This window comes from Solwaraspora sp. WMMD791 (assembly GCF_029581195.1).
Classification (GTDB): Bacteria; Actinomycetota; Actinomycetes; order Mycobacteriales; family Micromonosporaceae; genus Micromonospora_E.
In genome coordinates this window covers 2,985,582-3,012,135 of the sequence record NZ_CP120737.1, presented here as the reverse complement: position 1 = coordinate 3,012,135, position 26,554 = coordinate 2,985,582, and the positions used below count along the sequence as shown (strand labels likewise).

At 69.8% G+C, this 26,554-nt stretch carries 25 protein-coding genes, 1 tRNA gene and 1 pseudogene; 11 read left to right on the top strand and 16 right to left on the bottom strand.

What is annotated here, in order from left to right; all coding sequences use genetic code 11:
- Nucleotides 1-80: 80 nt before the first annotated feature.
- From O7623_RS13230 to O7623_RS13210, 5 genes are all read right to left on the bottom strand, one after another.
- On the bottom strand, nucleotides 81-1,736 hold the full coding sequence (locus tag O7623_RS13230) for an N-6 DNA methylase (RefSeq protein WP_282228917.1): 1,656 nt from the start codon (nucleotides 1,734-1,736) through the stop codon (nucleotides 81-83).
- Between the two features lie 608 nt (nucleotides 1,737-2,344).
- Nucleotides 2,345-2,716, bottom strand: a complete 372-nt coding sequence (locus O7623_RS13225) for a hypothetical protein (protein ID WP_282228916.1) — start codon at nucleotides 2,714-2,716, stop codon at nucleotides 2,345-2,347.
- Nucleotides 2,717-2,790: 74 nt separating this feature from the next.
- Nucleotides 2,791-3,342, bottom strand: coding sequence for a GNAT family protein (locus tag O7623_RS13220; RefSeq protein WP_282228915.1), 552 nt, complete (start codon nucleotides 3,340-3,342; stop codon nucleotides 2,791-2,793).
- 146 nt (nucleotides 3,343-3,488) lie between these two features.
- Complete coding sequence (locus tag O7623_RS13215; RefSeq protein ID WP_282228914.1) at nucleotides 3,489-4,157, bottom strand: YdcF family protein; 669 nt, start codon at nucleotides 4,155-4,157, stop codon at nucleotides 3,489-3,491.
- A 14-nt stretch (nucleotides 4,158-4,171) separates the two neighbouring features.
- Nucleotides 4,172-4,939 carry a GntR family transcriptional regulator gene (locus O7623_RS13210; protein WP_282228913.1) on the bottom strand — a complete coding sequence of 256 codons (768 nt, stop codon included), beginning with the start codon at nucleotides 4,937-4,939 and terminating at the stop codon, nucleotides 4,172-4,174.
- A gap of 511 nt (nucleotides 4,940-5,450) precedes the next feature.
- Between O7623_RS13210 and O7623_RS13205 the strand changes: the two genes are divergently transcribed.
- The 10 genes from O7623_RS13205 (at nucleotide 5,451) to O7623_RS13160 (ending at nucleotide 13,553) form a co-directional block, all read left to right on the top strand.
- Nucleotides 5,451-5,705 carry a hypothetical protein gene (locus O7623_RS13205; RefSeq protein WP_282228912.1) on the top strand — a complete coding sequence of 85 codons (255 nt, stop codon included), beginning with the start codon at nucleotides 5,451-5,453 and terminating at the stop codon, nucleotides 5,703-5,705.
- Nucleotides 5,695-5,940 (top strand): hypothetical protein, encoded by a 246-nt coding sequence (locus O7623_RS13200; RefSeq protein WP_282228911.1) that lies wholly within the window; start codon nucleotides 5,695-5,697, stop codon nucleotides 5,938-5,940. The genes O7623_RS13205 and O7623_RS13200 overlap by 11 nt, the downstream gene beginning before the upstream one ends.
- A complete protein-coding gene (locus O7623_RS13195; protein ID WP_282228910.1) occupies nucleotides 5,937-6,215 on the top strand; it encodes a hypothetical protein in 279 nt (92 codons plus the stop codon). Before O7623_RS13200 ends, O7623_RS13195 begins: the two co-directional genes overlap by 4 nt.
- Nucleotides 6,216-6,292: 77 nt before the next feature.
- On the top strand, nucleotides 6,293-7,018 hold the full coding sequence (locus O7623_RS13190; RefSeq protein ID WP_282228909.1) for a GntR family transcriptional regulator: 726 nt from the start codon (nucleotides 6,293-6,295) through the stop codon (nucleotides 7,016-7,018).
- Between the two features lie 126 nt (nucleotides 7,019-7,144).
- Entirely contained in the window at nucleotides 7,145-7,570 is a 426-nt protein-coding gene (locus O7623_RS13185; protein WP_123603022.1) for a hypothetical protein, read from the top strand.
- A gap of 392 nt (nucleotides 7,571-7,962) precedes the next feature.
- Nucleotides 7,963-9,405, top strand: coding sequence for an FtsK/SpoIIIE domain-containing protein (locus O7623_RS13180; RefSeq protein WP_282228908.1), 1,443 nt, complete (start codon nucleotides 7,963-7,965; stop codon nucleotides 9,403-9,405).
- Nucleotides 9,405-10,109, top strand: coding sequence for a DUF2637 domain-containing protein (locus O7623_RS13175; RefSeq protein ID WP_282228907.1), 705 nt, complete (start codon nucleotides 9,405-9,407; stop codon nucleotides 10,107-10,109). Before O7623_RS13180 ends, O7623_RS13175 begins: the two co-directional genes overlap by 1 nt.
- Nucleotides 10,106-11,962 (top strand): replication initiator, encoded by a 1,857-nt coding sequence (locus O7623_RS13170; RefSeq protein ID WP_348775143.1) that lies wholly within the window; start codon nucleotides 10,106-10,108, stop codon nucleotides 11,960-11,962. The genes O7623_RS13175 and O7623_RS13170 overlap by 4 nt, the downstream gene beginning before the upstream one ends.
- A 23-nt stretch (nucleotides 11,963-11,985) precedes the next feature.
- Nucleotides 11,986-12,171, top strand: coding sequence for a helix-turn-helix domain-containing protein (locus tag O7623_RS13165; RefSeq protein WP_123603208.1), 186 nt, complete (start codon nucleotides 11,986-11,988; stop codon nucleotides 12,169-12,171).
- Nucleotides 12,168-13,553 carry a tyrosine-type recombinase/integrase gene (locus O7623_RS13160; RefSeq protein ID WP_282228906.1) on the top strand — a complete coding sequence of 462 codons (1,386 nt, stop codon included), beginning with the start codon at nucleotides 12,168-12,170 and terminating at the stop codon, nucleotides 13,551-13,553. Before O7623_RS13165 ends, O7623_RS13160 begins: the two co-directional genes overlap by 4 nt.
- 198 nt (nucleotides 13,554-13,751) lie before the next feature.
- On the opposite strand, the gene O7623_RS13155 is transcribed toward O7623_RS13160, so the two are convergent.
- The 8 genes from O7623_RS13155 to O7623_RS13120 form a co-directional block, all read right to left on the bottom strand.
- Nucleotides 13,752-13,824: transfer RNA gene (locus O7623_RS13155), tRNA-Arg, on the bottom strand.
- 197 nt (nucleotides 13,825-14,021) lie between these two features.
- Nucleotides 14,022-14,627: a TetR/AcrR family transcriptional regulator gene (locus O7623_RS13150; protein WP_282228905.1), complete on the bottom strand. Its 606-nt coding sequence runs from the start codon at nucleotides 14,625-14,627 to the stop codon at nucleotides 14,022-14,024.
- 76 nt (nucleotides 14,628-14,703) lie between these two features.
- Nucleotides 14,704-15,519: an enoyl-CoA hydratase/isomerase family protein gene (locus O7623_RS13145; RefSeq protein ID WP_282228904.1), complete on the bottom strand. Its 816-nt coding sequence runs from the start codon at nucleotides 15,517-15,519 to the stop codon at nucleotides 14,704-14,706.
- A gap of 51 nt (nucleotides 15,520-15,570) precedes the next feature.
- A complete protein-coding gene (locus O7623_RS13140; protein WP_282228903.1) occupies nucleotides 15,571-16,572 on the bottom strand; it encodes an NAD(P)-dependent oxidoreductase in 1,002 nt (333 codons plus the stop codon).
- Between the two features lie 190 nt (nucleotides 16,573-16,762).
- Entirely contained in the window at nucleotides 16,763-17,422 is a 660-nt protein-coding gene (locus O7623_RS13135) for a response regulator transcription factor (protein ID WP_282228902.1), read from the bottom strand.
- Nucleotides 17,419-18,573, bottom strand: coding sequence for a histidine kinase (locus O7623_RS13130; protein WP_282228901.1), 1,155 nt, complete (start codon nucleotides 18,571-18,573; stop codon nucleotides 17,419-17,421). The genes O7623_RS13135 and O7623_RS13130 overlap by 4 nt, the downstream gene beginning before the upstream one ends.
- Nucleotides 18,570-19,406, bottom strand: coding sequence for a CPBP family intramembrane glutamic endopeptidase (locus tag O7623_RS13125; RefSeq protein WP_282228900.1), 837 nt, complete (start codon nucleotides 19,404-19,406; stop codon nucleotides 18,570-18,572). The genes O7623_RS13130 and O7623_RS13125 overlap by 4 nt, the downstream gene beginning before the upstream one ends.
- Before the next feature lie 154 nt (nucleotides 19,407-19,560).
- On the bottom strand, nucleotides 19,561-20,742 hold the full coding sequence (locus O7623_RS13120) for an ROK family transcriptional regulator (RefSeq protein ID WP_282228899.1): 1,182 nt from the start codon (nucleotides 20,740-20,742) through the stop codon (nucleotides 19,561-19,563).
- A gap of 166 nt (nucleotides 20,743-20,908) precedes the next feature.
- On the opposite strand from O7623_RS13120, the pseudogene O7623_RS31365 reads away from it, so the two are divergent.
- Nucleotides 20,909-21,415 (top strand): annotated as a pseudogene (locus tag O7623_RS31365) (iron transporter); the annotation flags it as partial.
- 254 nt (nucleotides 21,416-21,669) lie between these two features.
- Here O7623_RS31365 and O7623_RS13110 read toward each other — a convergent pair.
- The 3 genes from O7623_RS13110 to O7623_RS13100 form a co-directional block, all read right to left on the bottom strand.
- The gene (locus O7623_RS13110; RefSeq protein ID WP_282228898.1) at nucleotides 21,670-22,872 is read right to left on the bottom strand and encodes a GAF domain-containing SpoIIE family protein phosphatase; all 1,203 of its coding nucleotides are present in this window, start codon (nucleotides 22,870-22,872) and stop codon (nucleotides 21,670-21,672) included.
- A 58-nt stretch (nucleotides 22,873-22,930) separates the two neighbouring features.
- The gene (locus O7623_RS13105) at nucleotides 22,931-23,176 is read right to left on the bottom strand and encodes a phosphopantetheine-binding protein (RefSeq protein ID WP_282228897.1); all 246 of its coding nucleotides are present in this window, start codon (nucleotides 23,174-23,176) and stop codon (nucleotides 22,931-22,933) included.
- A 72-nt stretch (nucleotides 23,177-23,248) separates the two neighbouring features.
- Entirely contained in the window at nucleotides 23,249-26,542 is a 3,294-nt protein-coding gene (locus O7623_RS13100; RefSeq protein WP_282228896.1) for a non-ribosomal peptide synthetase, read from the bottom strand.
- Nucleotides 26,543-26,554 lie beyond the last annotated feature (12 nt).

Below are 26,554 nucleotides of genomic sequence, written 5' to 3'. Positions count from 1 at the left end.
GCCCTTGGTGAGGCCGCACGACGGCGCAGTGGAGACCATAACAGTACGGTCCGAGAACCAACTCGGCTTGTTCACTGTCATTACGCTTCAATTCCAATCTCGTTCGGGCCGTGCCCGACCTTCTCAAAGATATAGAAATTGGTCTTTGCCCGACAGAACTCCTCGAACGCCTCCATCGCGATGTTGAGCATCCCCCGCAGTTGGAGTCGACCCTCAAGCCATCCAGGTAGCCAGCGGTATTTATGGGAGAAGAAATAGGTCTCGGGCAGAATTATTCCAATCCGCCCCCCAACTTGAAGTAGGCGATATGCCTGCTCCAGGAAGAGCAGGCCGATCTCCAGGTCAACATACTCTGCCTTGTTCGTATGCGCTGCAGCCTTTGCGATAGTGAAACCGGCGGCTCGAGCGTCGGCGGCCCTTACTTTTAGGTCTTCGCCAAAGGGCGGGTTGGTCATCACAACCGTGAACTGCTCCGCAATTTCCTCTGTGCCTGGATCCCCGAGCTCTTGCCAGAGGCGCGGGTAGTTCGTCCGCCATTGGTGTCGCCTGATGCTGTCTCCGAGAAGGACATGCGTTGACCCGTCACCCATGGCCACCATGATCGCTCGCGTTAGTTTGACGCCGATGTGATCCATGTCGACGCCGTAGAGACTGTCGTTGGCCCACTTAATCAGATGCCAGCGGTCGCTTTCGTCGGGGAACTCCGCATCGCGCAGTTGCCTCAACGCTTCGACCAGGAAGCCGCCCGTCCCGCAAGCCGGGTCGATCACTTTGTCCTCGGAGCGGATTTCCATGGCCATGACGCAGGGCCGAATCACCCGCTGAGGAGTAAGAAATTGGCCACCGGCCAGCTTCAGTGCGCTGGTGCGGAATATCTGGAAGGACTTGGAGAGCATGTCGACGTCGTCGCCAAGAAGGCGAAACGGGAAGAGCTCCGCAACGACGGCATAAATCGTCTCGTCAGTGAGTAGGATTTCGTCACGGTCGTCCGGATGAAAAATTCGGGTACGCTGGCGGGCGAAGTAGTCCTTGAACTGCCGCCGAATTGCTTCGGCGGTGACGTGTACCTTGGTATGTTGATCGCCGTAGATCTGAAAGGCAACCGACTTCTTCTGGTTGCCGCTCTTGCTGGCCGTCGCGTCGCTCTCCAGTTTGACCAAAAGAACGTGCACAAGCTCTCGCAACTGGTCCTCGGACCGGGTAGCGCGCGAATCACTGACCACGACGGTGGCCAGCAGCCGCCTCAGCGCGCTGGACAGTGTGGCTTCGTCCGGTACCTTCATGCTTGCCCAGGTAACCGGCTCGGAGGGCGGCTGGGTCAGATCGTCACCCGGACGTGGCAGCGAGGCGCTCTTGCGGGTGACCCAGTCTGAGGTGTGGCTCTTGTAGACCGCGACGGAATCAGATCCGTTGGTCCAGTAGCCCATCTTTGCCATCGGTTCACTGCTGAGGTAGCGGATGAGCTGATGGGTGCCCGCGTCGATGTCGGGGGCCTTGAACTCGAAGATGATCTGCAAGGCGTGCGGCTCGCCACTGTCGTCAGCAAACGCTACGAGGTCTGTGGTCCCGCAGATGTCGAAGCGCTGATTTCGCTCTCGTTTGGTCAGGTCATGTGGAGTCTTGGGAACCGGCCACTCAGGGCGCCACCGGAGTCGACCCTCGGGCCACCCATTAGCCTTCAGCTCCCTCAATACCTGCTGCCTGACCCGCTCTTCCGGCTTTTGATGCTCAGCCACACCGCACCCTTCTTCGAAGCTACACGCCTGATTGGTCGGGCCAGCAGCATAACAGAGGAAAAACGGGCAGCTCGTTTTCCATCGACCCGATTGCTGGTGCGTCCCATCCCGTCTGCCGTCGACCCGCACTGCCGTGGGGCGGGCCTCCGCCCGGCCCGCCACGTCAAGACGGCCTTGACGGCTCGTACGGACGCTGGCAGGTCGGGCGGTGGTCTGCTCGGCTTGCCCGGGTCGATGGCTGGCGGGATGGCTCGCGCAACCACCCACGGACCGCGACCCGCCGACGATCTTCCCCATCCCGGAGCTTGAGCGCCCCCGCCGGAGGCGCAGTAACCGCGGCCCGCACCCTGCCGGCTCCCCGCCGACGGGCGCGGCGTGCGCTCCACCACGCCGCGCGCCCGTGCCCGCTCGGTCCCGGCCGGCTGCTGGTGCACAACCCTCAAACTTCTCTCCCACCTCCACCCTACCGTCGACGGCGGCCCGTTGAGCATCCCGCTTTCCGCGCCAGCTGCCGGGCGTGTTGCGTGGACGCAGCGGAGCGCCAGCCGCGCCCTGGCGGCGGCGCGTGCGGTCCGTTCAGGGCCGCCTTGAAGTCGTACAGAGACCCCTCACGGCATTCGCGGACGGTCAGACATGCTGCTGCGTACGACGGTTGCTGACAAGCGTTCCGCTGCAGCGTGGATTGCCTGTTGGGGTCCGGGCCGGGTGGGACGCCAGACGCCGCAGGCAGGCCGGACCGTGGCGGCCATGTCGGCGAGGTGCTCTGGTGTGGTGGGGTCGGGTAGTGAGTCGAGCTGAGTGCAGGCGCCGACAGTGGTGTGGTAGCGGTGGTGGTTGGTGGGGGTGTCTTGCCAGTGTGGGGAGTTGCGCCATTCGGTCACGCGGGTGAGGAGTTCGGCGGCTGCGGCGCGGATGGCGTCGGCGTGGGCGGCGAGGCGTTCGGGGTCCGGCTGGGGGTCCGGGGTGGGGTCGTCTCGCATGCCGTGATGGTACCGGCGTGGGGACTGCGGGTGATCTTGCGCCTGCTGGTCCTGGTCCTGTTGCCCGGCCGGTGTTACGGCTGGTCTGCCGGCGGTGTCCACTCTGGGGCGAGGATGGAGTAGAGCAGGGAGTCTCGCCATGCGCCGTTGGTGTGGACGTGGTCGCGGAGGCGGCCTTCGTAGGTCATCCCTAGCCGCTTGACGACGGCGACGGATGCGGCGTTGTCGGGTCCGATGGCGGCGGTGATCCGGTGTAGTCGGAGTGGTCCGAAGCCGTAGGTGATGAGGGTGTGGGCGGTGTCGGTGGCGTAGCCGTGGCCCCAGTGGTCGGCGTGGATGGCGTAGCCGAGTTTCGCGGCCTGCACGCCGCCGAGTCCGAGGCGGCCGAACCCGATCATCCGGTCCTGCTTGTCGACGACGGCTAGGTAGTACTCGGTGCGCGGCTCGGCCTGCGCTCGGTTGATCGCGCCTTCGATCATGGCGGCGGTCTGGTCGGGGTCGCGGGCGTCGAATGACAGCCAGCGGGTGACGCGTTCGTCTCCGACGATGCCGACCGCGTCGGGGATGTCGCTGGTGCGGAAGTCGCGTAGGTCGACGAGTCGGCCGGTGAGGTGGATCGGGTCCATGCCGCTGATGGTGCCTTACCGGGGGAGGGCGTTGGCGGGGGTGTGGGTGAAGTGTCGATGCGTCGACCAGGTCGCGGGCGTCGGTGGCGATTCCGGCGCGGGTGATGGCTTAGGCGTCGTACTCGTCGGCGATTGGCTCAGCGCTGTCACTTGACAAGTCTATTGGTGTAGCCAGCGTTGATGAGGCGAGCGTTCGCAGCGGTGACGGCCTCTGGCACCTCCTGTGGGATGGCGTAGCCGAGTTCGGCGTACTTGTGGATGCGTTGGGTGTCGCCGACGAGCATGTTGATGACTTTGTCGGCGTCGCCGATGCTGCTGACGTAGTCGTCGAACGTCAGTGGGTGGGATGCGCAGGTGATGTCGACCTCTGGCCAGAGTTTCTTGGCGGTGGCGTAGGCGCGTCGCTGTTGGTACGGCCGGGACATGAGGATGACGGATCGGGGGTGGACACCGTGCTCCGCGAGGAGCCGCCGGGTGTTGGTGATGTTCTCGCCGGTGTTGGTTGCCTCCGTTTCGATGAGGATTGCGTCGTCAGGGACGCCGTTGGTCAGGGCGTGTTCGCGGTAGTGGACGGCTTCGCCTCGGGGGAAGCGGTCGATGGTGGTGGGTGCGTTGGCGCCGGTGAACACGAGGAGGGGGTACATGCCTCGGTGGTAGAGGTCGGTGGCGACCTTGGCGACGCCGAGGTCATGGCTGCCGAGGCCGATACCGACGTCGACGGGGTGTAGGTCGTGGCCCAGCTGGTGGTAGTGCCACAGGCACTCGACGTCGCGGCGGTGCTCGGCTGGGATGGTGACTCGGTCCGTCGCTGTCATCTCGTCCGGCCCCGTCAGTCCGGGATAGGGAAGCTGTAGGACCAGGTGAAGCGGGACGCGGCGTGGACTCCGCGGGCGAACTCGACTGGTCTGCCGCTACTGGTGACGGTGGTGCGGTGCAGGATGACAACGGGCTCGCCAGCAGGAAGCTGTAGTTCCTTGGCCTCGTCGGGCGTGGGCATCCGGGCGTGCAGGGTTTCGGTGATCCGGTCGGGCTCGAGTCCGCGAGAGGTGAGGACGGCGAACCCGCCTCCGCGTCCGGCTGGGCCGGCGGTGGCGTCGACCAGGGGCGATCCTTCAACGTCCTCGGGCCGGTAGTAGCTGGTGAGGGTGTGAGTCGGGACGCCGGCCTCCTTGACCAAGCGGGCGCGTTCGTAGACGGATGCGCCGGGCGGTAGGTGGAGCGCATCGGCCGTGTCTCGGTCGGCTTCGGTGAGCCGTACGTTGTTGGTCTGGTCGCCGGGCGTCCACGGCCGTCCGGTGGCTTCCCTGTCGGCGGCGAACGCAACCAGGTCTCCGGTCTTCCACTTGCTCTTGGCATATCGCTCAGCCCCGAGTCGCTTCATCGGCAGCTGCGGGCGGATGACCGTGCCGCGTCGGCGGACGGGTGTGACGAGTCCTTCGGCTTCCAGAACGCGGACGGCTTGTCGCACGGTGTTGATGTTTACCCCATGCGCAGCCGCGATCTCGTTCTGCTTGGGCAGCGTCCCGCCTTCGGGGTAGTCGCCACGTCGGATGGCGTCGCGTAGGAGGTCCGCCAGCTCGCGGTAACCCATCCTCATTCATCCACCTCGCTAACCGGACATAAGTGTCTTATCTACTCAGAGCGTGCGACCTTCGGAGATTAGAGCTAGTTCTATTGACGTAGGGTCGAGGTGTCGGGTCTTATAGAGCTATTCCTAATGCTACGACGTCTGGGGAGCCTCATGCTCGGCGCAGCATATGTCCCACCAAGCCGGCCGGATCACCTGACGCTCGTTCCGTCGCAGGCCGTGGCCGGCTCGCGCTGGACGACGACGGATCGCGCGGCCGTTCGGGACTCACCGACCTGTGACTCCTGTGCGGGGGCGGGGTGGAAGTACGTCACCCGGCGGTCCGACCTTCAGACGGTCGCCAGGGGTGCGGGTCGCGGTCAGGCGTTGGCGCGTCGGTCGTGCGTGGACTGCGCCGGCTCGGGGAAGTCGGCCGCGTGAGCTGGGCACCGGGGCGGGTGCTGGCGCCTGGTTGTACGGGACGACGGCAGCCGACTGAATGCCCGCCCGTCCCGGTGCCTGTCCAGTCGTGACGGGGCACGTGGCGCGGCCCGGCGCGGTGCTGCTGATCGATGGCCGGGCGTCGGTGCAGTTCGCCGGGGATCGCGCGTTGGTGCTGCGAGTGATCTCGGTGTCCGAACGTCCGACGTACCACGGCTGGGCCTGGCTCACCGGCTACGTGTTGGACGGTGCCGGTCAAGCCTTGGATAGGCGTGAGGTGTTCGTCCAGGTGGCCGGGCTGCGGCCGGTGTCGGTGCGGACGGCGAACGTAGTGGGGAGGAACCGTGGCGTTTGACCTTCGGGTGCGGCTGGGGGACGTGGTCCGGCTGACCGCGCAGGACCGGTTCCGACCGACCGATGGGCCGGTCTCGATCTGGGTGACTGGGGTGCGGCTGGTGACCAACCGCCCGGAGGGCCACGAGTGGATCTGGCTGGAAGGCGTCAAGATGATGCACGACGGCCGGTCCGGGGATCACGCCCTGGTCCTCGTGCGGGCGTCGATGTTTGCGGCTGACGGCGGGCAGTCGTGACGACGTACCTGTCCGCTGACGCGCGAAAGGCGCTCGCGGCGGCGCAAACTCTGCTCGATCTGCACGTTCCGTCGGTCAACGACGGCCGTTGCCTGGAATGCGGGGAAGAGGGTCCGTGCCCGGTGCGGCGGGCGGCACTTCGGGTGTTCGGCCGTTACCGGCGGTTGCCTCGACGGCGGCCGGGTGCCACGTTCCCCGAACTGATCGGCGAGCGCCTGGGGTCCTGGTCCGGCTGGTGGCGTGGGTCGTCCCGGCCGGGCACGCCGAACGGCTGACCGTACTTGTCCCGTCATGCTGCGTGCCTCTAGGCTCCTGTCTTGACATGTGATCTTCGATGGTGGGGTGGCCCGCGATGGCGTACGAAGTGCCGACGCCGAAATACCTGCGCGTGTTGAACACGCTGCGGGAGCGCATCGAGAATGGCTCGTACGCGCCGGGCGCGGTGCTGCCGTCAGAGAACCAGTTGTGCTCGGAGTTCGGGGTTTCCCGTCCTACCGTCCTCAAAGCTCTGGGCATCCTGAAGCAGGACGGCTGGATCGAGTCGCAGCAGGGCAAGGGCAGCTTCGTGCGTGGCCGACCGCCCTCGGGTCGCACCTCGCCGCAGTACGCGCGGGACGCGGTCGAGTTGGACGAGAGCGCCGAAACAGAGATCCTGCATGTTGGGCCGGTGCTGGCGTCGCCGCGTGTCGCTGCCGCATTGAACATCCCGGACGGCACTCCCGTCTACGAGCGGCGCCGCCGGACGGTGTCACAGTTCGGCCCGGTTGACCTGATCTCGACGTTCGTGCCGGTCGACATCGCCGTGGGTACGGAGATCGTCAACCCGCAGCCGATCGTCGGTAGCTTGATCGAGCACATCACCCGACACAAGGGACTGCGGGCGGACTACGCCACCGAGCGGATGACCACGCGGCGGGTCAGTGCGGACGAGGCGGATGCCCTGGACGTGTCGGCGGACGAGTCGGTCTTCAGCGTGGTCATCACCGCGCACCGGGCGTCGGGTGAGCCGATCATGGCGTCTGTGTTGGTGCTTCCCGGTAGCCGTCATGAGATCGAGGACACCTACCCGCTGTCCTGACTGGTCGAACGTTCTCACTATCTGCATGATCAGACTTCGACCTTGGCTTGTGTTGACAGGCTGACGTAACTTGTAAGCTCAACCGGATGTCAGGCGGACATCTGGTCCAGCTAGGAGGCTTACGTCGTGGTTCCTGCGTCGATCAAGGTCCCGGTCCCGTTCGAGTACGTGTTCCCCGCCGGTGCGCTGTTCCTCGGCGTTGATGCTCAGGTCGACTTCGACCGGCGTGGGGAGGCGGACAACCAGGCGCGGGACAAGGAGACCGGTGAGCGGGTCTGGGTGGTCCGGGTGCTGGATCTGGACGCTGAGGCGGGCAAGTTCGGTCGGTCCACTGAGGTCAAGGTGAAGATTGTTGCTGGGCAGCGTCCGGTGCCGCCGTCGTCGACGGTGCCGGGGTATCCGCCGGCGGTGGAGTTCGACGGGTTGACCCTGACCCCGTACGTGGATTCGCACCGGTGTCGGGCGTCGGGTCAGTGCCGGGCGCGGATGGCGTACTCGCTGCGGGCCACCGGGATGCAGCCGGCCTCGGCCCACGCTCCCGCCGCTGCCTGACCGCTCCCTCTCTCACGCGGGGCGGGCCGTTTCCCCGCCAAGAGTCCCGGCCCGTCCCGCGCTCCTGACCACCCCTCACAAGAAGGAGGGCCATCGTGCCCACTGTAGTTCAGCTTGCCCTTGGTCCGTCTTGCCCAGTCTCGTCGAGCGCCTGGTGGTGGTCGGCGTGAGGTGGCGTCGTCGTCTGCTCGCTGGTGTGTTGTGGTCCTGGCTGGCGGTGGCCCGCCGGGTGGTCGGCCTGCGGGATCTGCCGGCGTTGGTGGATGAGATCCGGTGTCCGCGTTGCGGGCGGTGGGTGCGTCCACGTCGGTTCGATCTGCTGCACATGGCGTGCCGTACCTGTATGGCGACGCTGGGTCGTCCGGTCCGTTGGTCGGGGCGGTGACGTCGTCATGCCGTTGATCAACATCATTCCGGGGGAGAAGGTCCCGGTCGCGCCGATGAATGTGCGGCTGCCGTCGTGGCGGATGCCGGGCTGGCTGCTCCTGTTGTGGTGGCTGGCCCGTGGCCTGGTCCGGCTGACGGTGTTGGCGGTCCGCTACTGGTGGATCTCCGGCCCGACCATTGCGGCCGGGTGGGTGTATGTGGAGTGGGGGCCGCTGGTCCTGGCCGCCGTCGACACCGGCCTCGCCGGATTGTGCGCGGTGTGGTGGCGGCTGCATCCGGGGTCGTGGTGGCGGTTCGGCTGGTACCCGATCGTCGGGCGGTGGCGTCGGCTGTGGGTGTACCGGCGTCGCTGGGTCGCGGTCACCGCCACCTGCGGGTTGGCGGTGATCTTCGACGGGGTCCGCTACGTGCCGCGCCTGGTCCGGGTGTCCTCCGACCGGTTCGGGGACACGGTGACGGTACGGATGCTGCCCGGTCAGGTGCCGGATGACTGGGCGCGTAACGCGGACCGGTTGGCGCACGGCTTCCACCAACGCGAAGCACGGGCGTCCGCCTGTGTGCGGCCGGATCTGGTGGCGGTGCGATTCACCCGCCGGGATCCCCTCGCCGCCGTGGTGGCGCCGCTGCCGGTCCCGGCCGAACCCGACCTTGCCGCCCTCCCTCTCGGTGTGCAGGAGGGCGGGGAGCTGTATCGGCTGCGGCTGTCCGGTTCGCATGTGCTGGTGGCGGGGGCGACGAACTCCGGCAAGGGGTCGGTGATCTGGTCGCTGATCTCGGCGTTGGCCGGCGGTGTCCGTTCCGGCCTGGTGGAGCTGTGGGTGTTCGACCCGAAGGGCGGCATGGAGTTGGCGGCGGGGCTGCCGTTGTTCGCCCGGTTCTGCTACCAGGACCCGGACACCATGGCCGGTGTCCTGGAAGAGGCCGTGAAACGCATGCGGCTGCGGGCGGACCGGCTTCGTGGGGTGACCCGTCAGCACACGCCGAGCCGGGATGAGCCGTTGATCGTCGTGGTCGTCGACGAGTTGGCGGCGTTGACCGCCTACCTGACGGACCGCAAGGTCCGCGACCGCATCAAAGAGGCGCTGGGTTTGTTGTTGTCGCAGGGCCGGGCGGTGGGTGTGCATGTGGTGGCGGCGTTGCAGGACCCGCGTAAGGACGTTCTGCCGTTTAGGGATCTGTTCCCGACGCGGATCGCGTTGCGGATGACCGAGCCGGAGCAGGCTGACATGGTCCTCGGCGACGGTGCCCGTGACCGGGGTGCGGCGTGTGACCGGGTTCCGGAGACGCTGCCGGGGGTCGGCTACGTCGTCCTCGACGGTGTGCGGGAACCCGTCCGGGTCCGGTTCGCCTACCTGTCCGACGACGACATTCGCGGCCTTGGCCGCGCGTACCGGCACCTCGACGACACCGATAACGGCGCTGGTGGCGTGGCGGGGGTGGTGGCGTGATGGCGTCGACTGGTGGGCCGACCCGTGCGGAGCGGGCGGAAGGCGTGCTCTTGGTGCTGATCCTGCTCGTCGTCGGTGGTCTGGCGGGGGCGGCGTCGTTCACCCACGTGCACGAATGGACGATGGACAACTCCCCGCCCGGTACGGGGGAGTGGTTCGGCTGGGCCAACGCCGCTATCTCCGAACTGATCCCCCTGGCCGCGTTGTTGACGATCCGGCGGCGGCGTCGCACGGGTGGGCCGGTCGGCTATCCGATGTTCCTGCTGGTCTGCGCGGTGTGCCTGTCCCTGGCCGCACAGTTGGCGGTGGCCAAGCCGGGTATCTCGGGCTGGTTGCTGTCGGCGGTGCCGGCGTTGGCGTTCCTCGGCCTGTCGAAGCTCGTCCTGTCCACCAAACCCGCCGCCCCCGCCCCGGCCGGTGTCGACCAGCCGGACAACCAGCAGCCGGCGACTGCCGTCGTCGTCCAGCCGGGCAACTCCTCGGCGGCTGCTGTCGACCAGGTCGACACTGACAACGCCGCCCCGGTCGTGCCCGTCCCGGCTGCCCGGCCCGTCGACCAGGTCGCGGGCGTCGACCAGGCGCCGATGGCTGAACCGGTCCGCCCGATTGTCCCCGGTGTGCGGCGGGGTGTGGTGCCGGTACCGGTGGCGGGGTTCCCGACCCGTAACGGCGCTGCGATGGCTGGTGTGGAGGCTGACCAGTGACTCACCCCGAACCCGCGACCCGGCCGGCGGCGGGTGTGGGCGCCGCGATCCCGGACAACGCATCATCGCCGCTGTCGGTGGTGCCGCGTCCGGGGTCGCGGGCGGCCCGGATGCGTCAACCCCTCGCCAAGGACGCCCTACGCCAGCTGGCGGAGCAGCATCAGGTGTGCGTGCGGCCGGTGGTGCTGCGCCGCACCGACACCGTGACCGGCCGTACCGACATCGTCGAAGTGCCCTGCGGGGCGACGTTGGCGGCGAAGTGCAAGCCGTGCGCGGAACGCGGCCGCCGGCTACGTATCCAGCAGATCCGGGAAGGCTGGCACCTGGCCGACGAACCGGCCGTCCGCCCGGACAAGCCGGGTGAGGATGTCCTGTCGCTGGTCCGCCTGCGGGCACACCTCGAATTCGAACGCCACGCCCTGGCCTACGAACCGATGGACCCGGACGCGCGGGCGGCGCAGGTCACGGACCTCGATGACGCGATCGTCGAGGTCGACGAAGCGTTGGCGGAATCGAACCTACGCGGCAAGCTCACCCCGACCGAGCGGGACGAGCGGCCTCGGCGTCGCCGGTCGACCCGCCGCCGCCAGGACACCCCCGACCTGCCCCGGCTGCCTGTCGACCCGCGTACGGTCGGCCGCGCCTACACCGGCCGGCAGGGCAGAACCTATCGGCCGTCGATGCTGCTCACGCTCACCCTCGACAGTCACGGCCCGGTGCACTCGCACTTTCGGCGCGGCGGCTACGTGGTGCCGTGCGAGTGCGGTCAACGCCACCAGCCGCACGACCCGGTGCTGAGTACGCCGGTGGATCCGGCCAGCTACGACTACCGGCGGGCGGCGCTGGACTCGATCCACTTCGCCCGCGTGCTGGACCGGTGGTGGCAGAACCTGCGCCGGGCGGCGGGCTGGAACGTCCAGTACGCCGGGGCCGTCGAGCTGCAACGCCGACTCGCCCCACACGCACACTTCGCCATCCGGGGCACCCTGCCCCGCAAGCTGTTGAAGCAGATCGCCGCCGCGACCTACCACCAGGTGTGGTGGCCACGCTTCGACCAACCCGTCTACCGGGTCGACGCACCGCCGGTGTGGGACGTCGACCAACAGGCGTACGTCGACCCCAAAACCAAGGAGGCGTTACCGACCTGGGGCGAGGCGCTTGACGAGCTGGAGGAACCCGGCTCCCCACCCGCCTACGTCGCCCGGTTGGGCCGGATCGACGCGCGCGGGATCGACCAGGGCACCAAGGACGCGGAACGCTCCATCCGCTACGTCACGAAGTACGTCACCAAGGACCTGACCGACCAGGCCCGGCCACGCTCCGACCCCCAGAGGGCGCACTTCGACCGGCTCCACGCCGAACTGTCGGTCCTGCCGTGCTCGCCGACGTGCGCCAACTGGCTGCTCTACGGCGTCCAGCCGGACAAGGCCAAACCCGGCCTCACTCCTGGTCGCTGCACCGGCAAGGTCCACCAACGGGCGACGCTCGGCTTCACCGGTCGGCGGGTGCTGGTCTCTCGGCAGTGGTCCGGCAAGACCCTGGCCGACCACCGCGCCAACAACCGGGCCTGGGTCCGGGCCATCCTCGCCGGGAACCTCGCCGGCGCCGACGACCAGGCCGCCGCCGACAACAACGACGGCAACGGCGGGCAGGCGGACGGGCAGGTCGACAACCCGGATCGCTACCGGTTCGAACTAGCCCGACCCGACGACCCCGACGTCCCACCCCTGCAATACCGCATCCTGCGCGCCGTCTCCGAACGCATCCGCTGGCGCACCACCCTCACCAACGCCCGACAACGCGCCACCGGCGCTGTTCCGGCAACGACTCGACCCCTGACCCTCGCAGCCTGAACCCCTCGGAGGAAACCACCCCAATGGACGACGAGCTGTTGACCGTCCCTCAGGTACTCAGCGCACTCAACGGCGTTTCTCGGCGGACCTTCTACCGCTGGCGTGAGCTGGGCATCGCCCCGGAGTGCATCAAGCTCCCGAACGGTGAGCTGCGCATCGGCCGGCGTGACCTGCGTGCCTGGCTCGAACGGCATCGGGAGGCGGCGTGAAGTCCCGCGCTGTGCGGGTGTGGGACATCCGCGTCAACAAGGGCGGCAGGAAGAAGACGTACACCGTCCGGTGGGTCGTCGGCGGCCGGGAGAAGTCGCGGAACTTCGCCACCCGTGCCCTTGCCGACAATTTCCGGTCGGACCTGATGCAGGCCATCAACCGGGGCGAGGCGTTCGACTCGGTGACCGGCCTGCCTGATTCGATGATGGCGGCCAAGGAGGCGCAGACCTGGCTTGAGTTCGTTCAGTCCTACGTCGACATGAAGTGGCCCGGCGCGGCTGCCAAGTCGCGGGCCAGCCTGGTCGACGCGTTGGCCACCGTCACTCCGGCCCTGGTCCGGGACCTGTCGGGTCGGCCGGGGCCGGGGGAGCTGCGGCGCCTGCTGGTGGATCACCTGCTGCCGCCGGCTGTTCGGCAATCCGATGTCCCGCCGGAGTTGGCGCCTGCCGCGCGTTGGCTGCGCCGTGCTTCGCTGCCCCTCGTCGAGCTGGGGCAGGCGGCGACGGTCCGGGGCGCTCTCGATGTCCTGGCCCTGACGCTCGACGGGCGGGCGGCTGCGGTGACGACGGTCCGCCGGAAGCGGTCGGTGTTCTACAACGTCCTGCAGTACGCGGTGGAACTGGAACTGCTCGACTTCAACCCGGTCGACAAGCTCCGGGTGCGGTCGACTCGCAAGAAGGTCGCGGTGACGGTCGACCGGCGGGTGGTGGTCAACCCGCGTCAGGCGGCGGAGCTGCTGACCGCGCTGACGTACGTCGGGCGGCGGGGTCGGGTCCGCAAGGGTGAGCGCCTGGTGGCGTTCTTCGCCTGCCTCTACCTCGCGGCGTTGCGGCCCGGTGAGGCGTTGGGCCTGCGTGAGCAGGACTGCCACCTTCCGGCAACTGGATGGGGGCGGCTGACGCTGGTCGACAACCGGCCGCAGTCCGGCAAGCGGTGGACCGACAGCGGCGAGGCGCACGATCGGCGCGGGCTCAAGCATCGGGCCGACGCCGAGTCACGCGGGGTGCCGATCCCGCCGGAGCTGGTGACGATCCTGCGGAAGCACATCGACCGGTACGGCGTGGCAGACGACGGCCGGTTGTTCCGTAGCGAGCGGGGCAACGTCGTGGCGGCGTCCACGTACTCGCGGGTGTGGGAGGAGGCGCGGGCGTTGGCGCTGACTCCGCATCAGGTGGCGTCGCCGTTGGCAGGTCGGCCGTACGACCTGCGGCACGCGGCGGTGTCGCTCTGGCTCAACGCCGGTGCTCCGGCAACTGAGGTCGCGGAGCGGGCCGGGCATTCGGTCGATGTGCTGTTGAAGGTGTACGCGAAGTGCATCGACGGCCAGGAGGCGACGGTCAACCAGCGGATCGGCGACGCGTTGCAGGGCTTCGGTGGGTAGGCTCGCGGTGTCGGCCGCCAGTCCGGATCTTGCTCCGGGCACCGGGTGTGACCTGGGGAAACGCCTTCAAGATCAATCCGTGAATAGTCCGTGGCTGGCGACAAACGGCGGCTTCCGGTGGCATCCGGCTGCATGTTGTGGATCATCGACGGATCTGCGTACGCGCTGGTCAGCTGGCGTTTTTGCTGATCTCTGGGGTGCCCCCGGCAGGATTCGAACCTGCGACACACGGTTTAGGAAACCGATGCTCTATCCCCTGAGCTACGAGGGCGCGAGGGCCCAGTCTAGCGACCTGAGGGTTCACCTCAGGTGGCAGGGATAGGACCTCCGGTGGCCGAGGTAGCACCACGTCTGGGCTACCTCGGCCAGAGCCAACTGAACCGGCGCTTCCGGCAAGCTTTCGGGGTTGGCGCCGGTGCTTACGCCCGCGCGGTCCGGCACCGGCCCCCGAGTGTCACGCGCACGCCGTCAGGAACTGACCGCCGCCTCCGTGGCGCTGCCGCGGGTTTGGCCGGCGACCATGGTGACGAGCGTGTCGATCAGCTCTTCGGCGGTGGTGTGCCATTTGTCGCCTTCGAGCTGGCCGGTGAGTTCCATGCCGGCGATGCCGTCGGCACTGGCGAGGAGCAGGGCGGCGTATCGGCGGGCATCGTGTTCGCCGGTCACGCCGGCGACTACTCGCAGGGATTCGTCCTGCGTGGGCTGGGCAGCCCGGGCGAACGCGGTGGGATCGCTGGCGGGGCTGCTGAACATCAGACGGTAGAGATGGGGTTGGCGGCGGGCGAGGTTGATGAAAGCGGCGAGGAGGGCCCGCAGCTTTGCGGCCGGTGTGAGGCTGGGGTCTCGGTGGATGGCGCCGATCCGTTGACCGAGTTCGTCCCACGCCTGGCTGCCGACGGCGATCATGAGGTGTTCCTTGTCCGGGAAGTGCCGGTAGGGAGCTCCACGGGTGACCCCTGCCCGCGCTCCAACGGCACGGAGGGTCACGGCTTCGAGGCCGCCGTGGTCAAGCAGCTCGGCCGCCGCTTCGAGCAGGGCCTGGCGTGTCGCGGCGGCGGTTTCAGCCCGGATCATTCGCTCATCCTATGGCCGGGTTGGAACGCGTTTGCCGACCGTAGCCGAAGGTTGTGGCTACCCGCCCCTGAGGTTGCTACGGCTGTTCGGCCAGCGACTCGAGGTGGTGGCCCAGGTTTCGCTCGACGTCGTCGATCCCGATCTGGGCGATGAGTTTGCCGACGGCCCGCCCGCGAGCCTGGGCGACAGGTCCCGCGGCGGATCGGGCGGACTCGACGAACGACGCCAGCAGGTTCTCCTCCGGCGGCAAGGTGGAGCGGTTCACCTCGGCTTTGACCGCCGTGATGGCTTGCTTGTCGAAGCTGGCGATACGCCGGGCCACAGCGTCGACGAAGTCGTCGAGTTCGGCGTCGGGGATCGCCCGGGTGACCCAGCCGTACTGTTCGGCCCGGTCCGCGTCGTAGTCCTGACCGGTCAGGAGTACCTCCAGAGCTCGGTCGCGGCCGAGGAGGTGGGTCAGTCGTTCGGCGCCGGGGACCAGACCGAAGGCGGCCTCGGGCTGGCCGAAGATCGCCTGTTCCCGGCTGGCGTAGCGCAGGTCGAAGGCGGCGGTGTACTCCGCGCCGCCGCCACGGGTACGTCCCCGGATCGACGCGATGCTGACGAACGGTGCGGCAGCCAGGCGCACGCCGAGTTCGACGAACCCGGGCAGGGGCCCGCTGCCGGCCATCGCCGCGATGGCCGGGATCTGGGCGCCGTCGACGTGGTTGAAGAAGAATCCCGGCGTTGCGCTGTCGAAGATGACGACGCTGACCTGTTCCTCGCCGCTCAGCCGGTCGACGATGTCGAACAGCTCAGCCATCGTGTCCGCGCCGATCAGGTTGAACGGTGGACTCGCGAAGGTGACTCGACGTACCTTCGACGTCTGGTCATCCACTGTGAACTGCTTCATGAAAGTTCCTTTCGCTGGTCGAGTGGCGGGAGTGTGGCGTAGGCGCGAGGTTCAGCGGCCCATGGTGGGGGATTGCGCCATTCGCCGGAGTCCTTCTTCCACGGTGATCGCCGGCTGATAGCCCAGTCGAAGTCGTGCGCGGGAGATGTCGTAGACGCGGTCGCGGCCCATGAACGAGACGATCCACGGGGTGATCGGTGGCGCGGTGGCGCTGCGACGCGCCTTCGCGACGGCCTGCATGAGCGTGGCCAGCGGTGAGGCGACTGCCAGGGGGACGCTGTTGGCCTTGCTGACGTCGATGCCGCGGGTGGCCAGCAGCGGGGTGAAAAAGTCGCGGGCGCGGCGCGGGCTGCCGTCGGTGACGTAGCAGATCAAGCCGTGATCCCCACGGTCGAGTGCCAGCGTGATGATGTGGGCGAGGTTGTCGACGTGGCAGATGTCGACCAGGTGCCGCCCTCCGTCGATCCAGGAGAATCGGCCGGCTTCGACGGAGTCGATGAATCCCTGCAAGGTGTGGGTCATGCCCTGGCCCCACAGGAACGGTGGTCGGATGACGACCAGGGAGGTGTTCCCGTGCGGCAGGGCAAGCAGTTCCTGCTCGGTGCGGAGCTTCACGCGGCTGTAGGCGATGTTCGCCTTGCCCGGGTCGGAGCTTTCGTCGACGGTGTGGTCGTGATTGGTGCCGGTGGAGACGCTGGCTGCGGACACCAGGACGAATCGCTTGACGCGTGCGTTCACGGCGGCCTGGTAGAGGGCGCGGGTCGGCAGCAGGTTGCGGTCGACGAAGACCTGGTCGGGCCCCCAGAAGGCCATGAAGGCCGCCGCGTGCACCACGGCGTCGACCTCGTCGAGAATCGATAGCCATGCCTGCCCGCTGCCGGACTTGACCAGGTCCGACAGGTCGCCGTCGACCGGGAGCCCGCCGGCCGATGTGATCGCGTCCGCAGCCGTCGTGGACCGCGCGAGCGCGTGCACCGTGTGCCCGTCGTCGACCAGCCGCCGCAGGATTGCTCCTCCGGCGAAGCCCGATCCACCCGTGAGAAAGATTTTCATCGACACTCCTCGACGATTGCGCCGGGCCCACGGCGTTCCTGCGGTTTTGACTCCCGCGGCCGAGGGCTCCGGCGTTGTAAGATGACAACGTCATCACAGTCAGCGTAGGCAGCTGAGATGACGCTGTCAACTGTTTGGGATGACTTTGTCATCAGCGGGAATCGACCGAAGGGCCCGGCCCGGGGGCCGCTCAGGTCACCAGACCCCGGCGGTACGCGTACACCACGGCCTGGACGCGGTCGCGCAGGTCCAGCTTCGTGAGGATGCGTGACACGTACGTTTTGACGGTCTCCTGGCTGATCACCAGGGTCGCGGCGATCTCACTGTTGGACAGGCCGTTGGCGATCAGCCGGAGCACCTCCAGCTCGCGCGGAGTCAGCGGTACGCCGGCCGGTGCGTCGTCGGTGGGGCGGATCCGGGCCGCGTACCGGCCGACGAGTTGGCGGGTGACCTCCGGGGCCAGCAACGCCGCGCCGGTGGCGACGGTCCGGATGCCGTGCAGCAACTGGGCCGGCGGCGCGTCCTTGAGCAGGAACCCGCTCGCTCCCGCGCGCAGCGCCTCGTACACGTACTCGTCGAGGTTGAAGGTCGTCACCACGAGCACCTTGACGGGATCCGCAACGCCGGCCCCGGCGAGCCTGCGGGTCGCCTCGATACCGTCGAGCACCGGCATCCGTACGTCCATCACCACCACGTCGGGGCGTAGCCGGCCGGCGAGGTCGACGGCGGCCTGCCCGTCGCCGCACTCGCCGACGACCTCAAGGTCTGGCTGCGCGCCGATGATCGTCGCGAAGCCGGTACGGATCAGCGCCTGGTCGTCGCAGATCAGCACCCGGACCGGCGCGGTCACGCCGGGCTGCCGGTGGGGATGCGGGCGCGGACCAGGAAACCGCCGCCCGGCTGCCGGCCGGCGTCGAAGTCGCCGCCGAGCAGGCTGACCCGCTCGGCCAGGCCGGCAAGGCCGCGCCCCGCGCCGCCGGGGGATCCGGCGCTCGACCCCGATCCCGCGCTGCTGACCGTCACCGTGATCTCCGTCTCGTCGTATCGGACGTGCAGCGCTGTCGGCCCACCGTGGTCGTACTTGAGTGCGTTCGTCAAGGCTTCCTGGACCACTCGGTAGCTGGTCGCCTCGGCGCTACCAGCCGACTCCGGTGGCCTGCCCTCCTGTGTGAACTCCACCGGTTGACCGGCCTGCCTGGCCCGCTCGACCAGGGTGCGGAGTTCACGCAGGGACGATGTGGACGCCGTACCGCTGTGATCGGGGTCGAGCAGGTCGAGCAGGTTCCGCAGGTCCGAGATCGCCCGCCGGCCGGTGTCGGTGATCGTGGTCAGCGTCTGGTCGAGGCGGTCCGGGGCGGCGGTCAGGTAGCGTGCCGCCTCGGCCTGCACCACCATCGCCGTCACGTGGTGCGTCACGACGTCGTGAAGTTCGCGGGCGATCCGGGTGCGTTCGGCGATCCGGGTGCTCTCGGCGACGTGCCGGCGGTGCTGCGCCTCGGCCGCCCGGGACGTCCGCAGCCACGCCCCGGCACCCCAGGCCAAGGCCAGGGCCAGGTAGAACGTGACGAACCCGGCCAGGCCTTCGGTCGACCCGCGCTGGTCGAGAGCGACGGCCAACAGCACGTACGCGGCGGAGACCGCGACCAGGGTGGCCCGCCGGTGCCGTCCCAGATGGATTCCCGCGCTCAGCAACGCGATCGGTAGCGCGGTCCCCGCGACCGTGTGGTAGCCGAGCAGCTGGTCGATCGCGAAGCCGACCGACACCAGGCCGAGGCAGACGCCCGGCCAGCGGCGGCGGCCGGCCAGCGGCAGGCACTGCAGGGCGACCACGGCGACGGCCAGCAGGTCGAACGGGCGGTCCGGCAGGTCACCGAGCCGCGTACCCCGGTTGTCGAGCGCCGGCACCATCGTCGCGAGGGCGAGTAGCAGCGCCAACGGAAGATCCCGGACCGTGACGTCGCAGCGCCGCCACAGCTGCCGGACTCCCCGGGGGTCGGTCACCGGGCGACCGTAGCAACCGGCCCGACCTCGGCCGTACGCCGACGGCGGGCGACGATGTGCCCGCGCCGGTGGGCCAGCCACAGGAACACGACGGTCAGGATCATTCCGGCGGCTACCGCGTACAGGCTTCCCTCCGGTCCGAAGGCGCCGCCGGTGAGCAGGGCCGGGCCCGAGGTGGTGGCGTCCAGGAGTCCGTCCGGCTGGCCGGTGCCGGAGACGGCGGTGCCGAAGATGCCGCCGGCGGCGAAGTTCCAGCCGAAGTGCAGCCCGATCGGCAGCCACAGGCTACGGGTGGCGACGTAGCAGGCGGCCAGCATGAAGCCGGCCTCGACGGCGATCGCGGTCGCGCCCCACAGCCCGGCGTCCGGGTTGGGCAGGTGCGCCAGGCCGAACACGACACCGGTCAGCAGCAGCGCGATCCAGGTGCCGGTGCGTTCCTCGACGATCCGGAACAGTACGCCCCGGAAGAGCAGTTCCTCGGTGACGGCGACGGCGGCCATGAACCCGACGAGCGCCAGCGCACCCGACACCGAGCCCAGGCCGTGGACGTGGTAGCCGCCGAGGAAGGCGATGGTGACGATGACGGCCGTGAACATGGCGACCCCGATCAGTACGCCCCGGATGGTCGGCACCGCTGCCCCGCCGCAGGCGACCTCCGTCGGCACCCGGTGTTCGGTACGCCGTACCACCCAGGCGTAGACCAGGATCGCGGCGACGGCTGTCGCGACACCCGCTGCCAGCGTCAGCCAGGTACTGCCGCCGACGCCGGCGAGCACCCGGCTGCCGACGAATGCCACCGCCGCGACCGCCACGAGTTGTTTCACCAGACGCATGAGTGCTCCTTCGTCGAACTGGCAGCTCACCTGCTGCCGTCGTCGCCAAGAGGCTATGAAGGAACCGACCTGTGGGTCGTCACCGTCGGGTGGACACTTCGGGTAGCTCGCGCGGGGGACTGTCCCTGACCCTGCCTGAGCACCGTGCTCGCGGTCAGGCAGGGGCAGCGAGCGGGTCGGCCAGCAGCCGGGAGAAGCCGAGTTCCGCTGCGCCGACCAGGGTGGTGTCGGCGCCGAATGCCGAGATCCGTAGCTCGACCCGCTCCCGGGCCACGGGCAACACATGGCGGTCGATCCGGGCCGCAACCGCCGGGGCGGTCGCGGGGTAGAGGTCCTGCAGCATTCCGCCGAACAGCACGACGCCGGGGTTGAACAGGTTTATCAGGTTGGCCACGCCGACCCCCAACCAGTCACCGACCAGGTTCAACGCTTCGCGCGCCTGGCCGTCGCCGTCGTGCGCGGCGTGCACGACCTCCCGTACGGCATCGTGGCCGAACAGCTCGGCCGGGCGTCCGGCGGCGTCGAGCAGTGCCCGCTCGCCCACCTCGGCCTCCAGGCAGCCGGCGGATCCGCAGAGACAGTCCCGGCCGCCGTGCGGGTTGACCACCATGTGGCCGACCTCCGAGCCGTATCCGCCGTCGCCGTCGAGCAACTTGCCGCCGACGATGATCCCGCCACCGACGCCGACATCACCGTGCAGGTAGATCAGGTTGCGGAAGCCGGCACCGGCGCCGCGCTGCTGTTCGGCCAGGGCGCCGAGGTGAGCTTCGTTGCCGACCAGCACCGGCAGGCCGAGGCCGAGGCGCTCGCCCAGCTCGGCGCCGAACGCCTGGTCGACCCAGCCCAGGTCGGGCCCGTACCGGACCAGGCCGTCACCCCGGGAGATCATGCCGCAGTACGAGGCGCCGACTCCGACACACACCGAGTCGGGCGGCGCGGCGGCCTGCAACTGCCGACCGAACCGGCCCAGTACCTCGACGACCCGGTCGAGGTCGACGCCGGCTCGTGGCCGTACCGCCTCCCGCCGGTCGAGGATCACCCCGCCGAGCCCTACTCTGGCGGCGACCAGCCGGTCGACGGCCACGTCGAAGGCGAGGACGTGGAACCGCTGCGACTCGGGCCGAACCACCAGGGAGGGTCGGCCGGCGCGACCTTTCCGGTCCGGTAGCTCCTCGCGGACCAGGCCGGCTGCGGTGAGTTCGGCGGTCAGCGCCAGGATGGTGCTGCGGTTGAGACCCAGTCGGGTCGCCAACGCCGCCCGGGAGGCCGGCCCGGTCAGGTGTACGTGGCGGAGCAGTTCGCCGACGTTGGGCCGACGGATTTCATCCTGAGCCACCCTGAACTCGACCTCCGACCTCGTCCGGGTTCCAGCATGGCGCAGACCGTTCACCCCGGCCAAGTCGCGGACCAGCCGCCGGTGAACTCTCCCGAGGGGGTAATAGTGCGGCCAGGGCGGGGTAAGCCCCGGTCGGGACACCGGCGGAGCGCATCGGAGGACGATCATGACGACATCAGCCGCGAAACCACCGATGCGGGCCAGCAACGAGGCGACGGAGGCGCAACTGGCCGTCGCCCGGCAGCAGGGTCACGCGTACACGAACGCGTTACGCGCGATGGCCGCCGAGGACGGGGCGTTGAGCCGGCGGGCCGGCGACTACCTGGTGTCGTTCGTCAACGAGCGGGCCGAGGGGATGTACGAACTCGTCGGCGGCCAACTGGTGTGGCGGGAGGCGGCGGACGAGGCCAACGTGCACCTGGAGGTGGCGGTGGCCGACGCGGCGGACGGCAGGTTCGTCCCGGGCCTGTCGGTCGAGATCGACATCGAGCAGGACGGCCGGCGCGTCGTGTCGTCCGGGTTGCCGTTCCTGTGGCATCCGTTCCTGTACCACTACGGCGGTAACGCCAGCGTGCCCGGTCCGGGCCCGTACGATGTCACGGTGCGGATCGGCGCCGCCGGGTTCATGCGGCACGATCCGGTCAACGGCAAGCGGTACGCCGAACCGGTCGAGGTGCGCTTCGACCAGGTGACGCTGGCCAACGGGCGCAAGACCAGCCCGGACGCGCAGCCACGAGGGGCCGATGCGCCCACGATGGGGGTCGCGGGTGGGCGGTCGGGCGACTGGGCCGACGCGGCTGCGGCCGCCCGTACCACGGACGATCCCCGCGCCCGCGCCCCGCACGACGCCGCCGGTGTGCCGTCGGTGGGCCGGCCGTGACGCCTGCCGCCTGCCGCCTGCGGCGGTCGGTCCCGCTCCGGCGGCGGTCAGTCGCGGCGTAACGCGAGCATCGCGATGTCGTCGACCAGCGGCCGGCCGTCGACCAGGGCACTCATCACCGATACGCAGGCCGTCTCGGCGCTCGACGCGGTGATCGCCTCGCATACCTGCCGCAGCCCGCTGTCGATGGTCGGCCCACAGCGCTCGACCAACCCGTCGGTGAAGAAGAACAGCAGGGAGCCGGGGGAGAGCTCGACGGTGCTGACCCGCCGTGGCCGGTCGATCCGGGTGCCCAACGGCAGATCGGCGGGGACCTGCAGGCAACGTGCCCCGTCGCCGTCGACCGCCACCGGTGGCGGATGCCCTGCCGTGGACATCGACACCACTGTGGCGGTGGGGTCGATGGTGGCGTAGCAGACGGTGGCCATCATCCCCGGCTCGAAGTGCTGCACCTTGCGGTCCAGCCGGGCGAGGACGTCGGCCGGGTCGGTGGTCTCCAGGGCGTACGCGCGCAGCGCGCTGCGTAGCCGGCCCATCACGGTGGCGGCGTGCACCCCTCGCCCGGTGACGTCGCCGATCGCAACCCCGACCCAGCCGTCCGGCAGCGGCAGTACGTCGTACCAGTCGCCGCCGACCCCGACGTCGTGCCCGGCGACGTAGCGGGCGGCGAACTGCAGCCCCGGCACCGTCGGCAGGTCGGTGGGGAGCAGGTCGTGCTGCAGCGCGACGGTGGTGGTGCGGTCGACCTGGCGTTCCCGGGCGTGGCTGGCCAGGGCGATCCGGTCGGCGACGAGACGTAACATCTGTTCGTCGTCGGCCTGGTAGGTCCGCTGCTCCCGGCTCGCCACGTGCAGTACGCCGGTGACGCTGCCGTCGATGGTGACCGGAACCGCAAGCAGCGATCGGATGCCCTGGGCGCGCAACCCGGGGTGCGCCAGTTTGTCGTCGTCCGGATCGGCCAGCCGTACCGCCGATCCGGACGACATGACCTGCCCGGCGTACCCGCGACGCAGCGGCAGCCGCACCGGGTGACCGTGGAACGCCTCGATGCCCCAGGCGGCGACGGTGACGAGCTGCTGCGAGTGGGCGTCGAGCAGGCAGACCGCTGCGGTGTCGACGTCGAGTAACTGGCCGGTTCTGGCCAGTGACTCGACGAGGAGGGCGTCGAAGCTGAGCCCGGACAGGGCAGGGTCGGTCACCGCCTCGATACGTTTGAGGCGCTCACCCGCGTTTCCGCCCTCGGCCTGCACGTCCGCAGCCTAGTCCAGCAGCCGGGCGGGGCCACAACGAAGAGCGGCGATACGCGTGTCACCCGGCGGCCCGTACCGCCTCCACCAGATCATCCACTGTGTCCACCGGTCGGTCGGCGCCGTCGAATTCGACCTCGACGCCGAATTCGGACTCGATCGCGTCGACCAGCCGCAGCAGTCCGAGCGAGTCGAGCCCCAGAGCGACCAGCGATCCGCCGCCGAGGACCTGCTCGGCCGCCACGTCGCCGCCGGTGGCGTCGCTGACCAGGTCCGCGACCCGGCGACGCAGCCGTACGTCGTCCATCGTTGTTCCCTTCATGGTCGTTGATGCCTGACTCTCCGATCAGGCACCGGAGGTGTCGGGCCGCCTGGGGTGTCAGGCCCGGATGGTGGCCGCGTCCCGGACGACGTCGGCGATCTCGGCGATCGTCGGGGCGTCGAAGAAGGTCTCCAACGGCACCTCGACGCCGAGCCGCCGGTGGATACGGCTGCTGATCCGGGTGACCGTGAGCGAGTGTCCGCCCAGGTCGAACAGGTCCTCGTGCAGACCGATCTCAGGGATCTGCAGCACGTCCTGCCAGATGGTCCGGATCTCGGCCACGATCGGGTCCGCCGCCGCGAGGTCCGTCGTGGCGAGGTCCGCCGCCGCGAGGTCCACCGGCCCCTGCGCCGCCGCAGCCGGCTCCGCAGCCTCGGGGCCCGTCGATGCCCGGCCGGCGACGTCGCGGGTCGGGGCCGGCAGAGCGGCCCGGTCGAGTTTGCCGTTCGGGCCGGTCGGCAGCTGGTCCAGCAGCACCCAGGCACCCGGCACCATCACCGCCGGCAGCGTCCGGGTGAGATGCTGGCGCAGCTGCGCCACGGTCGGCGCCGGCCCGGCCGGGACCAGGTACGCGACCAGCTGTCGGGTGTCGTCCGGCGCGACGCCGCTGTCGTCCGGTGCCGTCGCGGTGTGCAGCAGCACCGCCGCCTGGGCGATCGACGGATGCTCCAACAACCGGGCGGTGATCTCGCCGAGTTCGATCCGGTGGCCGCGGATCTTCACCTGATCGTCGACCCGGCCGAGGAACTCGAGCTGCCCGTCCGGCAGCCACCGGCAGATGTCCCCGGTGCGGTAGCGGCGGGCGGCGGCGTCCCCGGCGGCGAACGGGTCGGCCACGAACCGCTCGGCGGTCAGCTCCGGCCGGCGGAGGTAGCCGGCGGCGACGCCGGCCCCGCCGAGCACCAGTTCGCCCGGTACGCCGACCGGCACCGGCCGGCCACGCTCGTCGAGCAGGTACGCGGTGGTGTGCGGCAGCGGCCGCCCGATCGTCACCACCACCGGATCCGGCGGGATCTCCGCCATCGTCGCGTAGATCGTCGCCTCGGTCGGCCCGTACCCGTTGACCAGCCGGTCCACCCGCGTGCGCAGCTGGCGGGCCAACGGCACCGGCAGCTCCTCGCCGCCAGCGACCGCGACCAGCGGATCGGCCAGGCCGGCCGCCAGCAGCACCTGCCACCCGGACGGTGTCGCCTGCAGGTGGGTGACGCCGGCCTGGCGGACCAGCCGCAGCACGCCGGCACCGTCCAACGCGCTCACCCCGGTCGCCACCACCACCGTCCCGCCGGTGGTCAGCGGCAGGTAGATCTCCACCGCGCTGATGTCGAACGACAGCGACGTCAACTGCAGCCAACGGTGACCGGGACCGCCACCGAACCGGTCGCGCATCGCCTGCACCAGGTGCGCCAGGGCACCGTGCGGCACCACCACGCCCTTGGGGCGCCCGGTCGAGCCGGAGGTGTAGAGCACGTACGCCACGTCGTCGGCCCCGGGCCGCTGCGTCGGCTCGGCCGGGCCGGGCAGGACGCACAGGTCGGCGAGGTCGGGCATTCCGGCGAGGTCGCCCGAGTCGCTACCGTCGGCAGGCCCGGTCCGGTCGAGGGCGAGCACCGGGACACCGGCCGGCAGTCGGGCGGCCACGGCGGCCGTGGTGACCAGCAGCGTCGGTTCGGCGTCGCCGACGATCATCGTCTGCCGTACGGGCGGATGTCCGGGGTCGACCGGCACGTACCCGGCGCGGCAGCGCATGGCGGCGAGCTGCGCGGCGATCGCCTGCCAGGACCGGTCCACCGCCACCACGACCAGCGACCCCGCACCCACACCGAACCGGCGGAAGATCGCGGCGAGGCGGGCGCTGGCGGCGTCCAGCTCGGCGTAGCTGAGCTGCCGATCGCCGTCGATCACCGCGACCGCCGTCGGATCCCGGCGCACCTGCGCGGCGAAGAGCTCCGGCACGGTGGCGGCTTCGGGGCGGCCCCGGTCGCCGCCGGCGAACACCCGGGTCACCTGGTCGAGTTCGTCGGCGGGCAGCAACGGAAGGCCGTCGACCGGCTGGTACGGGTCGTCGACCACGGCGGCGAGCATGGTGCGCAGGTGCGTGCCGATCCGGGCGACCGCGTCGGCGGGGATCGCGGCCGGGCTGTACTGCAGACTCAGCTCGACCAGATCGACAGCGGCATCGCCACCGCCACCGCCGCCACCGCCGCCGTCGGAACCGCCGTCGGATCCGGATCCGGATCCGTCGACGATCTGCAGGTGCAGCGCGTTGCGGGCCGCGCCGCAAAACAGTGACCATTCGACGCTGCTCGGTACGCCGTCGAACACCGGCGCCGCGCCGCGCCGTCGGTAGCCGACCGACACCGGGGTGACCGACGGCGCCGGGCGCAGACCGGTGACCACCTGTGCCAACGGCACCGACCGGATCGCGTTCAACGCGCGGACCTGTCGCCGGACGGCCACCGCGTGGTCGCCGAAGCTGCCGTCGGCGACGGCGACGCACACCGGCAGTTCGTTGACGAACAGCCCGATCTCGTCGGCGGTGCCCGGCGTGCGGGTGGACAGTCCGACGCCGACCGGCACCTGCCGGTTGCCGTACCGGTCGAACACGGCCAGCACGACGGCGAGCAACAGTTCGAACCGGGTCACGCCGAGCGTGCGGCGGACCCGGTCCAGGCCGTCGACCAGGTCCGCGTCGAGGGTGACCGGCACGCTGGCGCCAGGTTCGGCGGCGACCGGCACCCGGGTGAGCCCGGGCAGGACGACCCCGCCGGGCCCGGACCAGTGGGCGGCCCAGTGGGCCCGGGCGGCCGGGATCCCGGCCGCGACCCGGTCACGCTCCGCTGCCGCCCGGCTGCCCGGCTCATCCGGGGCCGGCAGCCGGATCGGTCGGCCGGCCCGCGCCGCGTTGTAGGCCGCCGCCAGGTCGCGGACCAGCACGTCCTTGGACATCCCGTCGAACACCAGGTGGTGGGCGGTGACCAGCAGCAGGTGCCGCCCGTCGGTGCCGGCGAGCAGGCCGAACCGGGCCAGCGGACCGGTCCGCAGGTCGTGGGCCCGGGCGATCTCGGCGGCGACGCACGCCGGGTCGCTGGCGTCGACCGCAGGGTCGCCGTCGGTCAGTTGCGGCCGCCGGGCGGCCGGCGCGAGTCGCGGTACGCCGTCGACCTCGTCGACGCGGCAGCCGAGCATCGGATGCCGGCTGACCACGGCGTCGCAGGCGGCGGCCAACGCGGCCCGGTCCAGGCCGTCGCCGAACCACACCCCCAGAGCCATGTGGTACGCCGTACCGGCCACCCCGGCCTGTTCGGTGAACCAGACAGCGTGCTGTGCGTACGTGGCGTCGGCGATGCCCACGGAACTCCTCCT

Excerpts from the sequence above, each read along its gene's own strand:
- O7623_RS13175 (WP_282228907.1), top strand. The coding sequence starts at position 9,405 with ATGGCGTCGACTGGTGGGCCGACCCGTGCGGAGCGGGCGGAAGGCGTG.
- O7623_RS13225 (WP_282228916.1), bottom strand. The coding sequence starts at position 2,716 with ATGCGAGACGACCCCACCCCGGACCCCCAGCCGGACCCCGAACGCCTC.
- O7623_RS13140 (WP_282228903.1), bottom strand. The coding sequence starts at position 16,572 with ATGAAAATCTTTCTCACGGGTGGATCGGGCTTCGCCGGAGGAGCAATC.
- O7623_RS13105 (WP_282228897.1), bottom strand. The coding sequence starts at position 23,176 with ATGGACGACGTACGGCTGCGTCGCCGGGTCGCGGACCTGGTCAGCGAC.
- O7623_RS13190 (WP_282228909.1), top strand. The coding sequence starts at position 6,293 with ATGGCGTACGAAGTGCCGACGCCGAAATACCTGCGCGTGTTGAACACG.
- O7623_RS13180 (WP_282228908.1), top strand. The coding sequence starts at position 7,963 with ATGCCGTTGATCAACATCATTCCGGGGGAGAAGGTCCCGGTCGCGCCG.
- O7623_RS13145 (WP_282228904.1), bottom strand. The coding sequence starts at position 15,519 with ATGAAGCAGTTCACAGTGGATGACCAGACGTCGAAGGTACGTCGAGTC.
- O7623_RS13165 (WP_123603208.1), top strand. The coding sequence starts at position 11,986 with ATGGACGACGAGCTGTTGACCGTCCCTCAGGTACTCAGCGCACTCAAC.
- O7623_RS13220 (WP_282228915.1), bottom strand. The coding sequence starts at position 3,342 with ATGGACCCGATCCACCTCACCGGCCGACTCGTCGACCTACGCGACTTC.
- O7623_RS13210 (WP_282228913.1), bottom strand. The coding sequence starts at position 4,939 with ATGAGGATGGGTTACCGCGAGCTGGCGGACCTCCTACGCGACGCCATC.
- O7623_RS13215 (WP_282228914.1), bottom strand. The coding sequence starts at position 4,157 with ATGACAGCGACGGACCGAGTCACCATCCCAGCCGAGCACCGCCGCGAC.
- O7623_RS13125 (WP_282228900.1), bottom strand. The coding sequence starts at position 19,406 with ATGCGTCTGGTGAAACAACTCGTGGCGGTCGCGGCGGTGGCATTCGTC.
- O7623_RS13150 (WP_282228905.1), bottom strand. The coding sequence starts at position 14,627 with ATGATCCGGGCTGAAACCGCCGCCGCGACACGCCAGGCCCTGCTCGAA.